Consider the following 12,133-nt stretch of genomic DNA (forward strand, 5'->3'; position numbering starts at 1 on the left):
CCCTCGACTACCCCAGCGGGTGCCCCGGCGGTCACCCCGTCGTCAACAATGACGAGCGGGGTGCACGCGTGGTTGTCGACCGCTACCGATCCGTTACCCGGCGCCTGCGTCCAGTGCCGCGCGGTTACGGCAGCGGCGGGATCGCGTCGGTCTCGCCGACGGCCAGGTCGAAGTCCACCGACGAGTACTCGCGCAGCTTGGTGAGCCGGTGGAAGCCGTCGATCATCCGGACCGTACCGGACTTCGAGCGCATCACGATCGACTGGGTGGTGCAGCCGCCCGAGCGGTAGTGCACGCCGCGCAGCAGGTCACCGTCGGTGACGCCGGTGGCGCAGAAGAACACGTTGTCGCCGCGCACCAGGTCGTCGGTCAGCAGCACCCGGTCCAGGTCGTGGCCCGCGTCGATGGCCCGCCCGCGCTCGGCGTCGTCCTTGGGCCACAGCTTGCCCTGGATCGCCCCGCCCATGCACTTGAGCGCGGCCGCGGCGATGATCCCCTCCGGGGTGCCGCCGATGCCCAGCAGCAGGTCGACCCCGGTGTTGGGCCGGGCGGCCGAGATCGCGCCAGCCACGTCGCCGTCGGAGATGAAGTGGATCCGCGCACCCGCCTCCCGGACCTCCTTGACCAGGCTGTCGTGCCGGGGCCGGTCCAGGATGCAGACCGTCACGTCCGACACGTCGGTGCTCTTGGCGCGCGCGACCCGGCGGATGTTCTCGGCCACCGGCGCGGTGATGTCCACCACGTCGGCCGCCTCGGGGCCGACCGCGAGCTTCTCCATGTAGAACACCGCGGACGGGTCGAACATCGCGCCCCGCTCGGCCACCGCCAGCACCGCGAGCGCGTTCGGCATGCCCTTGGACATCAGCGTGGTGCCGTCGATCGGGTCCACCGCGACGTCGCAGTCGGGGCCGTCGCCGTTGCCGACCTCCTCGCCGTTGTAGAGCATCGGCGCCTCGTCCTTCTCGCCCTCGCCGATCACCACCACACCGCGCATCGACACCGTGCCGACCAGCTTGCGCATCGCGTCGACCGCGGCCTGGTCACCGCCGTTCTTGTCGCCCCTGCCGACCCAGCGGCCCGCCGCCATCGCCGCGGCCTCGGTCACCCGAACCAACTCCAGCGCGAGGTTGCGCTCGGGTGCCTCCCGGCGGCGCCCGGTGCTCGAATTGGTGGTCGGAGTGCTCATACTGCCTCCCGGATCGGCGCGGGCAGCCTGCGGCAGTGCAGACCAATCCGCATCCTCCCAGACCAGGGTGTGTACCTGCCTAGGTCGACGGCCGTGCCGCTCGTCACTGGTGGCTCCCGCACGGGCCCGAACGGCGGTTGCGATTATGGGCGGATGGCTTCCGGCAACCGGCTGACCCACGGCCCGCGCGACATCGTGCTGTCGCTGCTGGCCCTGTTGATCATCATCGGCGCACCGCTGCTGCTGACCAGGGCCTGCACGTTCAGCCCGGGCGCGCCCCAGGCCGACCCCGCGTCGGCACCCAGGGTGGACGTCGCCGACAGCCTCGGCCGCGCCCAGGCGCCGTTCCGGATCCGGGTGCCGTCGGTGCCCGCGGCCTGGCAGGGCAACTCGGTCAGCAGCGGCAAAGTCGACCCGTCCGGCCGAGTGGTGCGGGCGGGCTGGCTGACCCCGGCCCGGTTCATCCAGCTCAGCCAGTCCGACGCGCAGCTCACCGACCTCGTGCTCGCCGAGACCGGCACCCAGGGGCTGGCCACCGGCGTCGAGGACGTCGGTGGGACGCGCTGGACGGTCTTCCCGGGGCGGCGCGACGAGCAGGCCTGGGTCGCCGACGTGGACGGGGTGCGGTTGCTGATCACCGGTAGCGCTACCGCTGAGGAGTTCCGCACCCTCGCCGCCGCCATCTAGGTCCTAGCTAGGTCTTAAGACTTGGCCGTCTGCTTGAGGCCCTTGCGCAGCTCGGCGGGCAGCGAGAAGGCCACCTTCTCCTCCGCGGTGGTGATCTCCTCGATGTCGCCGTAGCCGCGCTCGGCCAGCCACGCGAGCAGGTCCATCACCAGGTTGTCCGGCACCGAGGCACCGCTGGTGACCCCGACGGTGCGCACACCCTCCAGCCACGACTCGTCGACCTCGTGGGCGAAGTCGACCAGGTACGAGGCCTTCGCGCCCGCCTGCAGCGCCACCTCGACCAGCCGCTTGGAGTTCGACGAGTTCTGCGAGCCGACCACGATCACCAGCTCGCACTGCGGCGCCATCGCCTTCACCGCGAACTGGCGGTTCGACGTGGCGTAGCAGATGTCGTCGCTGGGCGGGTTCTCCAGCAGCGGGAACCGCTCGCGCAGCTGGTCGACCCGCTCCATCGTCTCGTCGACCGACAGCGTCGTCTGCGACAGCCAGATCACCTTCGACGGATCGCGCACCACGACCTTGTCCACGTCTTCGGCGGTGTCCACCAGCTGCACGTGGTCGGGTGCCTCACCGGCGGTGCCCTCGACCTCCTCGTGGCCCTCGTGGCCGATGAGCAGGATGTCGTAGTCGTCCTTGGCGAACCGCTTGGCCTCGAAGTGGACCTTGGTGACCAGCGGGCAGGTGGCGTCGATGGTGCGCAGGCCGCGCTGGGCGGCCTGGTCGTGCACCGCGGGGGAGACGCCGTGCGCGGAGAACACGACCAGCGCGCCCTCGGGCACCTCGTCGGCCTCGTCGACGAAGATCGCGCCGCGCTCGCGCAGGGTCTCCACGACGTGCTTGTTGTGCACGATCTCCTTGCGCACGTACACCGGCGGGCCGTAGGTCTCCAGGGCCTTCTCCACGGTGATCACCGCGCGGTCGACTCCGGCGCAGTAGCCGCGCGGCTTGGCCAGCAGGACGCGTTTGGTGGTGGCGCTCATGCCGTCCAGGGTACGGCCGCTCGGCCCAGGGCTCCTGTTCGGTCGGTGTCGGGGCGCTCACCCCGCGCGGTCCGGGTGTGTGTCGGGGGGTGGGGTGGCGGGAGTGTCGGGGGGCGGTGGGCGGGAGTGTCAAGGGGAGGGTGGGCGGGAGTGTCGCTGTGCAGATCCGCCGGACTCGGGCAGGCTAGGAACCATGAAGTCTCTCCCCCTGCCGCTGCGGGTCGCGGCCGGGCTCGCCGCGACCGCCCTGGAGCACGCCCGCGACCTGCCCACCCGGATCGCCGGGCTGCCGGTCACCGTGGCCAGCCAGGCGCTGCAGGTGTCCATGCGGGTGCAGCAGCACGTCACCGAACTGGCCATCAAGGGCGACGAGGCGATCGCCTCGTTGCGGCCGGTGGACGAGGACCCGGAGTGGGCGACCTTCGACGAGGACCTCGACGACGCCGACGACCAGCGGGCCGCGTTCGACCAGGTCGCCGAGGAGGACCTGGTCGAGGACGACCTCCCGGGCGCTGAGCCCGCGGGTGGCTTGACGCCGGTCGAGGTCGACGACGACCTGGTGGCCCCGGTCGCCGGGCCCGCGTCGGTGCCCAACTACGGGGAGTTGTCGCTGGCGCAGCTGCGCGCCCGGTTGCGCGGCTTCGACGTCGCGGCGCTGGAGGAGCTGCTGGCGCACGAGCGGGCCACCGAGAACCGGCCCTCGTACGTGGGCATGCTGACCCGCAGGTTGGCCACCGTCCAGGACGCCGCTGGTCAGGGCCCGTCCGACACGTGAGCGCACCCACCGCAGAAGAGCCGTGGCCGGTCCGCACGGTCGCCCGCAAGATCGCCGACTGGGTCAACCGGCTGGGCACCGTGTGGGTGGAGGGCCAGCTCACCCAGATCTCCGCGCGCCCCGGCACCGGCACCGCGTTCCTCACCCTGCGCGACCCCGCCGCGGACGTGTCGATGACGGTGACCTGCTCCACCCAGATGCTGCGCGCGCACGAACCGCCGCTGACCGACGGCGCCCGCGTCGTGGTGCACGCCAAGCCCACCTTCTTCCTCAACCGCGGCACGCTGAGCCTGCGCGCCGACGAGATCCGCGCGGTCGGCATCGGCGAGCTGCTGGCCCGCATCGAGCGGCTGCGCAGGCTGCTGGCCGCGGAGGGCCTGTTCGACCCGCGCCGCAAGCGCCGCCCGCCGTTCCTGCCCGCCAAGGTCGGCCTGATCACCGGCCGCGCCTCCGCCGCCGAGCGCGACGTGCTGGCCAACGCCACTGCGCGCTGGCCCGCGGTGTCGTTCCGGGTGGAGAACGTCGCGGTGCAGGGGGCGCTGGCGGTGCCGCAGATCCTCGACGCGCTGCGCGTGCTCGACCGCGACCCCGACGTCGAGGTGATCGTCATCGCCCGCGGCGGCGGCAGCGTCGAGGACCTGCTCCCGTTCTCCGACGAGGCCCTGTGCCGCGCGGTCGCCGACTGCCGCACCCCGGTGCTGAGCGCGATCGGCCACGAACCGGACACCCCGCTGCTCGACCACGTGGCCGACGTGCGCTGCTCGACGCCGACCGACGCGGGCAAGCGGGTGGTGCCGGACGTGGCCGAGGAGTCCGCCCGGGTCCGCCAGCTGCGCGACCGGGCCCGCCGGGCGTTGCACGGATGGGTGGATCGCGAGGTCCGGCTGCTGACCCAGCTGCGCAGCAGGCCGGTGCTCGCCGACCCGATCACCCCGCTGGTGCGGCGCGCCGAACAGGTGGATTCGCTGGTCGAGCGCGCGCGCCGGGCGCTGCTGGCGCGGTTGGCCGAGGAACGGGCCGCGCTGAACGCGACGAAAGCCCGCTTGACGACCTTGGGACCAGCCGCCACCCTTGCCCGAGGGTACGCGGTCGTACAGCACACCGATGCCGACGGGACTCCCCGGGTTCTCCGCTCGATCGAGGACGCCACCGAGGGCACCGCCCTGCGCATCCGGCTCGCCGACGGCGCACTGCACGCGGTCGCCACCGGCGACCGGGAGGGTGAAGGGAGCTGATCCGGCGATGCGGACCTGTCGCGAACCGACGTTCCTCCCGCTCACCCTGTCCACGGTGCGGGCCACCCCCGACCCGACCACCAGGGCGGTGCACGCCACGGCCCGCCGGGCCGACTCGGCGGCCGCCGAGTGCTGGGCCGCGCTCCTCGCGGGCTGCGACGCCCCCGGCAAGCACCAGCTCCCGCTGCGCCTGCGCGAACTGTCCGACGCGGCGACCCCGCACGCCACCGAGGGCCACCGCGGCAAGATCGACCAGGCCCGCACCAGAATCGAAGAGGCCCTGACCGACCGCGACGGCGAGGACTTCGCCGAGGCGTTCATCGGGTACGACCAAGCCGTGGCGACCGCCCTGGCCCGCGCCCACAACCGACAGGAAACCGGTGACCGAACCTGGGTATGAGCAAGCCCGCGACGAATTAGCGACGGTTGTCGCGAAGCTGGAAGCGGGCGGGCTGTCGCTGGAGGAGTCACTGGCTCTGTGGGAACGCGGCGAGGCTTTGGCGAAGATCTGCGATAGGCATCTGGCGGGCGCACGAGAACGCGTCGAGAACGCGCTAGCGGCCGTTGAGGCCGACGAGTAGTTCGCGGCGCTGCACCTCTGGACAGCCTGACGCGGTCGAGCGCCGCGGGTACGGGATCAGCCGTGCCCGTGGCTGCGCTAGCTACACGGTCAACTCCAAGGACGACCCGCTCCGCCCCTTCCGGACCCGCACCCGCGTGGGGATCCGCTGCCGCAGCTCATCCACATGCGACACCACCCCGACCACGCGCCCGCCGTCTCGCAGCTCGTCGAGGATCGCCATCACCTCGTCCAGCGTCCCCGCGTCCAGCGTGCCGAACCCCTCGTCCACGAACAGCGTGTCCAACAAGGCCCCTCCGCCGCTTTCCGCTGCGACCACGTCGGCGAGTCCAAGTGCCAGCGCCAAGGAAGCCACGAACGATTCGCCGCCGGACAGGGTCTTAGCGGGTCGGGTCATTCCCGAGTAGTCGTCGAGTACGTCTAGGCCCAGCCCGCCTCGGGTCCCGCGGGCGCCAGCTTCGGCAGAGTGCTCGAACGAGTACCGCCCTTGGGTCATCTTCCGCAGTCGCGATGATGCTGCCGTGGCGACTTCTTCCAAGCGGGCTGCGAGCACGTAAGAGCGCAGCGACATCTTCGTAGAGTTCTGGCCACGCCCGTTGACCACATCGGTCAATGCGTCCAACTCCGCGTACTCGGCCTCTAGCGGTTCCAGCTCCGCCCAAGCCGTCCGTAGTCGCTCCCCGAGCCCCGACAGCTGCTCCAACCGGGAACCTGTCTCGCGTGCGACGGCGACCGCTTCCTCGGCATCCGTGCGCGCCGCCAATGCGCGCTCTAGCAACGGGGCCAAGTCGACATCCAGATCAGCCTCTAGGCCGAAGAGCTCCGGTTCCATCAATGTCGCTCGGTGCTGCTGTTCAGCCTCGGTAGCCTCAACGATGCGAGTGCGCAGCTTGTCGATGATCGGCTCAGTCCGGGCAGCCGCAAGAGCTTCTGCCAGTTCGCCGAACCCAGCCGCGGACACGGTGTCCGCTAGTGCGTCACGCTGCTCGCGGACGCGGTCGTGGGCAGTTAGCGCTGTCGTGTGGGCCTCGATGAGGGCGTCGATCGCGGCGACCGTGGACAGGACATGCCGACGGCGGTCGGCTACCGATGGGTGGGTGCCGCGCGCTTGGTCCACGATGGACTCTCGGCGGTCAATGGCGGACTTCAGCTCGGCAGCCTCAGAGGCGAGGCGAGCGACCTCGCGGTCCTGCTTAGCGTGTCCGTCGCGCAGGGCCTCCTGTTCGCGCTCAACGTTGCGTAGAGCGCGATCGAGAGCCGGGTGACGGGACGCCAGGTCGTTGGCGCGGATGAACGCCTTGTCTGCCTCGGCGTAGGCGGACGCTAGGTCGTGGCCGTCCCACGGGGCCAAGCGTTCGGTAAGGACATCGACCGACGCGCGGGCCTTGGTGAGGGCGTTGCCCGCCTGTTCGCGGATCCGCAGTGCTGCTACCTCGGCTGCTTGGGCCTTCTGTTCATCGGCAGCGGTAGCGGCACCTGTAGGAGTTGACGCTGGGTGGGGGTGGTCGTGGTTGCCACACACGGGGCAGGGGTGGTCGTCAGACAGGCCTGTCGCGAGTTCCGCGGCCATTCCGTCTAGGCGGAGTTGGCGGAGGCGTTGGACCTCGTCACGGGCGGACTGATGCGCGTCGGTGGCTTCGCGCTGGGCATCCTCGGCGGTGACGACAGCCCTATGTGCGGCAGGTAGGGCCTTTCGGTTGCCCAGGGCGGCATCGATCTCGGACCGACGCGCACGCAAGCCGACCAGCTCTGCGCGTGCGGTCGTCGCGGCAGTCAGGTCTTCCCGAGCCTTCTTGACCCTGTCAGGGAACAGGGCCAGCTTCTTCTCGGCGTCGGTGACCTGAGTGCGGACTTCCTCTTCGCGTAGAGCCAGTTCTCGAAGACGCCGCTTGTCTGCGTGCTGGCGTTCAGCCTCGGCGACAAGGGTTGCCAAGCCGCCAGCTTCTTCGCGCAGCTTGCCCGCCGCGTCGCGCAAGGTCGGCAAAGCGGCGTCGTGCTCGGTGAAGCCCCATTCGGCGACTTCCTCGGCACGGGTGGCGACAAGAGCTTCAACCTCGTCCGCGCGGCGTTCCAAGGCCATCAGTTGCTCGGTGGCCGCGACGACCGGGACCGCGCGCTCCGCCGCAGCGAGCTCATCCCGCCACGCGATCCGGTCCGCGGCCTGGTGCGCCAACTCGGCGAGCCCGTTGACCGCCCGGTGGACCCGCTTGACCCGGCCCTGCAGCTCCCGCCCATCGACCAGCGCCGCATCGGTCAAGTCGCGCCGCTTGGCGGTCGCCTTGGCGGCTTCAACGGCGTCGGCCGCCGCCTGTTCGGTATCGGCCAAGATCACGTTCAGCCAGGTCAGGTCCGGCTGCTCCGGCGGTTCGATTCCCGCTGCCTGGGCGAACCGGGCGAGCAGCACGTTGGTCCCCGCGAGGCGCTCATCGCGCTCGCGGCCCAGCTCACGGCGCTGGTCGCGGAACCACTGCTCGACGCGCTCGAAGTGCTCGGTGCCGAACAACTTTTCGAGCAGCTTCTCCCGGTCCTCGGTGGATGACCTGAGGAACCTGGCGAACTCGCCTTGCGGCAAGAGCACGACCTGGAAGAACTGCTCCTTGGTCATCCCGAGCAGCCGCTCGACTACGCGCGCGACCTCGTCGATGCGGGACACGCCTTCCGGCTGATGGCCGGAGGGTGCCTTACCGACCCATGTCAGCGCTGCCTTGGCGTTCTGCTTGGTCGTGCCACCCCCGCGCTTCTTAGGGCGCTCGTATTCAGGGCTGCGGGTGATGCGAAGCCTGTGGTGCTGGACGGTCAGCTCCAGCGTCACCTCGGTGTGCGTGTCTGGGTCCGCATAGTCGCAACGCAGGCGCCTAGCGTCCGCGCGCGCACCAGGTACAGCACCGAAGAGAGCGAAGGCGACCGCGTCGAGCAAGGTGGTCTTACCCGCACCGGTGTCACCGTGCAGGAGGAACAGGCCTTCGGCTCCCAAGGCGTCGAAGTCGACGGTCTCCTTGTTCACGAACGGCCCGAACGCCGTCAACTCAAGGTGGTGCAGCCTCACTCGCGCTCCTTACCGGCGACGGCAGCAAGAGCCTCCCGGAGCAGCGCGCGCTCGGTATCGGTCGGCGGGCTGTTCCGGGTGTCCTCCACGAAGCAACAGGCGACTTCCTCGTCCGTGCGTCCCTTGACCGTCTCGCTGTACCGGCGGACGCGCGGTCTACCGCCCTCAGGTAGCCAATCCATGTGCAGCGCGTGCGGGAAGCGTTCACGCAGCCTGCGCATGGCATCAATCGGGCGAACCTGGTCGGTGAGCTCTATAGAGAGAAACTTGTCGATCTCGGACTCGTGCGCCGGGTCGGTCAAGAGGTCCGCCAAGTGCCCACGCAAGGTGCCCAGAACGCGCGGCACGGGCAATTCGCGGCGCTCAACGCCCGCAAGACCGTGCTTGTCGAGTTCGACGAGCCAGACCGATTTGCGGTGGCGCGCTTCGGAGAACGAATACGCCATAGGGCTACCGGAGTAGCGAAGGTGCTCGGCGAGGGTCTGCGGGCCGTGTAGATGACCGAGCGCGGCGTAGTCGATGCCGTCGAAGAGGGAGCCGGGCACGTGCGGGACGCCACCTACGGCGATAGTGCGCTCGGAGTCACTGGTCTCGCCGCCGATCACAAAGGCGTGCGCGAGAACCACCGAGCGGGTCTTACGCGTATCGAGGTCTGTCTTGATCCGGCGCATGGCCTCACCCAGCACGGCTGCGTGACCGCGCAGCTCAGGATCGCCCAGGGCGTGCCGGGCGACCTCCGGCTCGAGGTACGGGATGCCGTAGAAGGCGACCGGACCGTGCGCGTCTTCGAGGAGGACGGGCTCGTGCAGGTTCGCGATCGCGGTCCGCAGGTGCAGGCCGCCCGCTCGCGCGAACGCGGCGAACGCGCCGAGCCGGGGCGCCGAGTCGTGGTTGCCCGGGGTGATGACGATCTGCGCGCCCGCGTCGGCGATCCGGCGCAGCACCCGGGCGCAGGTGTCGACCGCCTCGGCTGAGGGCACCGCTCGGTCGTAGAGGTCACCGGAGACCACCAGCGCGTCGACCCGCTCGGTGTCGACCAGGTCGGCCAGGCCGCTGAGCACGGTCTCCTGCTCGGCGAGCAGGTCCCGGCCGTGGAACGTGCGGCCCACGTGCCAGTCGGAGGTGTGCAGGACCCGCATGGCGGGCCAGGGTATGCCGATCTTGCCCCCGATCGGGGGAGGCACGCCGGTCGAACGCCCGTTCGAGCCTGGTTCTGTCGGGGCAATACGGTAGGGATCACTGTTGTCAGAGGGAGGTGTTGGCGTGACCGCCGTGCTCGGCACCATCGTCGCCGTGCTCGTCCTGCTGCTGCTGGCAGCGGGCGCGCTGTTCTGGCGGCTCTACACCGAGGCGCAACGCCGGGCCGAGGACGCCCGCGCCGAGGTCGCCGCGGAACGGCGCCGCTCGGACGGGCACCAGTCCGCGCTGCGCCGCTACGAGGTCGCGTTCGCCTCGATCAGCGGCCGGGGCGAGCTGGGGGAGCAGGTCCTGGTCGAAACCGCGCGCGCGCTCGGGCTGCGCGAGGGCCTGCACTACACGCTGCAGACCGACGTCGCCGGTGGCGGCGCCGCCCGACCGGACCTGCTGCTCGTGGTCGGCGACGACCGGCGGGTCCCGGTGGACGCCAAGATGAGCATGGCCACCTGGGCGGAGGCCGTGGAGACCGACGACGCCGAGGAGCGGCTGGACGCGCTGCGCGTGCACGTGCGCAACATCCGCTCCCGCGCGGCGGAGCTGTCCGGCAAGGGCTACCAGCGCTGGGCGGACGCGATCTACGGGACGATCATGTTCGTCCCCTCCGACGCCGCCGTGGTCGCCGCGCTGGACACCGACCCGACGTTGCTGCGCTGGCTGCTGGACCGCCGCGTGTTCCTGTGCGGGCCAACCGGTTTCGCGGTGCTCGCCTCGGCCGCGCTGTTCGCCGCCACCGAGCGCACCATCGTGGCCGACGTGGCCGCCGTGCGCGCGAACGCCGCCGGCGCGCACCGCACGGCAACGGCAGCGATCGACGCGGTGAACCTGTCCAGCACGCACCTGCAGCGCTTCCTGTCCGCCCGCCGCCGGGAGTTGGACGCCCTGGAGCAGTTCCGCTCCACCGTGACCCCCCTGAGCGACGCGGCGGGCACGCCAACCCCCGTCCCCGAACTCCGCCGCGTCGAGGAAGCCCTGGTCGCGGGAGCCGATCCGGAGGAATTGACCGGCTGAAAAGTGCATAACGGACCGGGCGGCCATGATAACGAGTGGACACGCGCCCGGTTACGGCCAAGTCACGGCGCGTCGCGGCCAAGACGGACTAACGTGTACGGGTGTGACCGCGACCCGCGATCGCCGAAGCGATCTAGACGACTCCCGCGCCGATCCCACCTGGGACGAACGCCCCATCCTGGGCCGCTCGCGCGGGCTCCCCTGGTGGGGCGCCGTCCTGCTCGCCTTCGGCCTCACCGCTCTGGCAGCCGTGGTCGACCTGCAGCTGCAGGACACCCTCGGCAAGATCTTCCAAGGCACCTACATCATCAGCTGCGTAGCCGCGATCTGCCTGGTCCGCCGCTCGAACCTGTTCGGCCCCATGGTCCAACCGCCCCTTGTCTTCGCCGTCACCGCCATCGCCGCGAACCTAGCCCTAGCCCCCTCCGGCGACGGCGGCCTGAAGAAGTTGCTGCTGACCATCGGCATCCCCCTCACCAGCAACTTCCCCACGATGGCCCTGACCACCGGCATCACCATCGCCCTCGGCGTGGTCCGCCTGTTCACCCAGCGCGACCCAAACCGAACCGCCCCCAAGCCGACGCGTACTTCGTCTTCGTCGACGTCTTCGTCGTCTTCGCGGTCGGGTGAGCGGTCGGGTGCGGGTAAGGGGAGGCCTGCTGCGCGGGAACGTGGTTCTGCGGATCGCGCGGCTCCGCGTAAGCCCCGCGATCGTGGGGACGGGTCTTAAGCCGCTTCAACGCGAGTTGGCTGTCTGCGACGGTTGGTTGTCCACAACGCTATTGGTTATCCACAGGGTGCTGTTTGCTGCTGCCGTATTGTCGGGTTCCCTCGGTAGGCTGTATATCGGGGGCTTCTCGAATAGTTGATCTTAGGTGTGCGCGGTTGCGCTTGTTGCCGAGGTGAGCTGCTCGGTTGTCCACAATGGCCGTGGTTGTCCACAGGTCCCGTTTGCTGCTGCGGGTTTGTCGGTGCTGCTCGGTAGGCTGTGTATTGGGGGCCCTTGCGGCGGATGATCTTGCGGCTGCCTGCTGCGGTGGGTGGTTGTCCACAGGTCTCGGTCGCTGCTGCCGGTTTGTCGGTGCGCGTCGGTAAGCTGTGTATTTGGGGGCTTTCGATCAGGTTGATCTTGACGCATGCCGTGGCTGGGGATGCGTGGCAAGAACTTCGGGCCTCCGCCTTCGGCTCCGGTGAACGGCTCGCCTTCGGCATTGCATCTGATCCGCGACAATGCGTAAAAGCTCGATGCGGTGGACCTGTTTTGCGTGGGGCCCCTACGACACCCGTGGCAGAACCGCAAAGCAGGGGCCCAAAAGCAGGCCCTGCCGCTGAACGACGCTACGGGTGCCGTCCCCCCACACAAAACAGGTCCACCCCATCGAGCACTTGGCACCAGCGACTCCGGCGGCCGCCGGGTTGGGTTGGCAGGGCAGCCGAGG

At 70.1% G+C, this 12,133-nt stretch carries 11 protein-coding genes; 7 read left to right on the top strand and 4 right to left on the bottom strand.

All coding sequences use genetic code 11. The annotated features are described in order from the left end of the window. Positions 1-124: 124 nt before the first annotated feature. The gene (gene glpX / locus LV75_RS28780; RefSeq protein WP_253890482.1) at positions 125-1,186 is read right to left on the bottom strand and encodes a class II fructose-bisphosphatase; all 1,062 of its coding nucleotides are present in this window, start codon (positions 1,184-1,186) and stop codon (positions 125-127) included. Positions 1,187-1,339: 153 nt separating this feature from the next. On the opposite strand from glpX, the gene LV75_RS28785 reads away from it, so the two are divergent. Continuing rightward, a complete protein-coding gene (locus LV75_RS28785; protein WP_253890484.1) occupies positions 1,340-1,873 on the top strand; it encodes a DUF4245 family protein in 534 nt (177 codons plus the stop codon). A gap of 14 nt (positions 1,874-1,887) precedes the next feature. Here the strand turns inward: LV75_RS28785 and LV75_RS28790 are convergent, their stop codons facing one another. Then, positions 1,888-2,853 (bottom strand): 4-hydroxy-3-methylbut-2-enyl diphosphate reductase, encoded by a 966-nt coding sequence (locus LV75_RS28790; RefSeq protein WP_253890486.1) that lies wholly within the window; start codon positions 2,851-2,853, stop codon positions 1,888-1,890. A gap of 193 nt (positions 2,854-3,046) precedes the next feature. Between LV75_RS28790 and LV75_RS28795 the strand changes: the two genes are divergently transcribed. Genes LV75_RS28795 through LV75_RS28810 form a run of 4 tightly spaced genes read left to right on the top strand, consistent with a single transcriptional unit; the run spans position 3,047 to position 5,444 of the window. Next, positions 3,047-3,628, top strand: coding sequence for a lipid droplet-associated protein (locus LV75_RS28795; protein WP_253890487.1), 582 nt, complete (start codon positions 3,047-3,049; stop codon positions 3,626-3,628). Next, positions 3,625-4,863, top strand: a complete 1,239-nt coding sequence (gene xseA / locus LV75_RS28800; protein WP_253890488.1) for an exodeoxyribonuclease VII large subunit — start codon at positions 3,625-3,627, stop codon at positions 4,861-4,863. The genes LV75_RS28795 and xseA overlap by 4 nt, the downstream gene beginning before the upstream one ends. A gap of 7 nt (positions 4,864-4,870) precedes the next feature. Further along, the gene (locus LV75_RS28805; RefSeq protein WP_253890489.1) at positions 4,871-5,263 is read left to right on the top strand and encodes a sugar ABC transporter substrate-binding protein; all 393 of its coding nucleotides are present in this window, start codon (positions 4,871-4,873) and stop codon (positions 5,261-5,263) included. Then, entirely contained in the window at positions 5,244-5,444 is a 201-nt protein-coding gene (locus LV75_RS28810; protein WP_253890490.1) for an exodeoxyribonuclease VII small subunit, read from the top strand. The genes LV75_RS28805 and LV75_RS28810 overlap by 20 nt, the downstream gene beginning before the upstream one ends. Positions 5,445-5,525: 81 nt before the next feature. Here LV75_RS28810 and LV75_RS28815 read toward each other — a convergent pair whose 3' ends face one another. Beyond that, complete coding sequence (locus LV75_RS28815) at positions 5,526-8,489, bottom strand: AAA family ATPase (RefSeq protein ID WP_253890491.1); 2,964 nt, start codon at positions 8,487-8,489, stop codon at positions 5,526-5,528. Then, positions 8,486-9,628 (bottom strand): exonuclease SbcCD subunit D, encoded by a 1,143-nt coding sequence (locus tag LV75_RS28820; RefSeq protein ID WP_253890492.1) that lies wholly within the window; start codon positions 9,626-9,628, stop codon positions 8,486-8,488. Before LV75_RS28820 ends, LV75_RS28815 begins: the two co-directional genes overlap by 4 nt. Before the next feature lie 124 nt (positions 9,629-9,752). Here LV75_RS28820 and rmuC point away from each other — a divergent pair, with 124 nt between their 5' ends. Together rmuC and LV75_RS28830 are read left to right on the top strand one after the other, a co-directional pair. Continuing rightward, complete coding sequence (gene rmuC, locus LV75_RS28825) at positions 9,753-10,694, top strand: DNA recombination protein RmuC (protein ID WP_253890493.1); 942 nt, start codon at positions 9,753-9,755, stop codon at positions 10,692-10,694. A gap of 103 nt (positions 10,695-10,797) precedes the next feature. Further along, positions 10,798-11,424, top strand: a complete 627-nt coding sequence (locus LV75_RS28830) for a DUF6542 domain-containing protein (RefSeq protein ID WP_253890494.1) — start codon at positions 10,798-10,800, stop codon at positions 11,422-11,424. Positions 11,425-12,133: the final 709 nt, after the last annotated feature.

Origin of the sequence: Actinokineospora diospyrosa, assembly GCF_024171925.1 — a bacterium.
In the GTDB taxonomy this organism is placed as follows: domain Bacteria; phylum Actinomycetota; class Actinomycetes; order Mycobacteriales; family Pseudonocardiaceae; genus Actinokineospora; species Actinokineospora diospyrosa.

Coding starts and splice junctions, on each gene's coding strand:
- glpX (WP_253890482.1), bottom strand. CDS start 1,186: ATGAGCACTCCGACCACCAATTCGAGCACCGGGCGCCGCCGGGAGGCA.
- LV75_RS28785 (WP_253890484.1), top strand. CDS start 1,340: ATGGCTTCCGGCAACCGGCTGACCCACGGCCCGCGCGACATCGTGCTG.
- LV75_RS28790 (WP_253890486.1), bottom strand. CDS start 2,853: ATGAGCGCCACCACCAAACGCGTCCTGCTGGCCAAGCCGCGCGGCTAC.
- LV75_RS28795 (WP_253890487.1), top strand. CDS start 3,047: ATGAAGTCTCTCCCCCTGCCGCTGCGGGTCGCGGCCGGGCTCGCCGCG.
- LV75_RS28805 (WP_253890489.1), top strand. CDS start 4,871: ATGCGGACCTGTCGCGAACCGACGTTCCTCCCGCTCACCCTGTCCACG.
- LV75_RS28820 (WP_253890492.1), bottom strand. CDS start 9,628: ATGCGGGTCCTGCACACCTCCGACTGGCACGTGGGCCGCACGTTCCAC.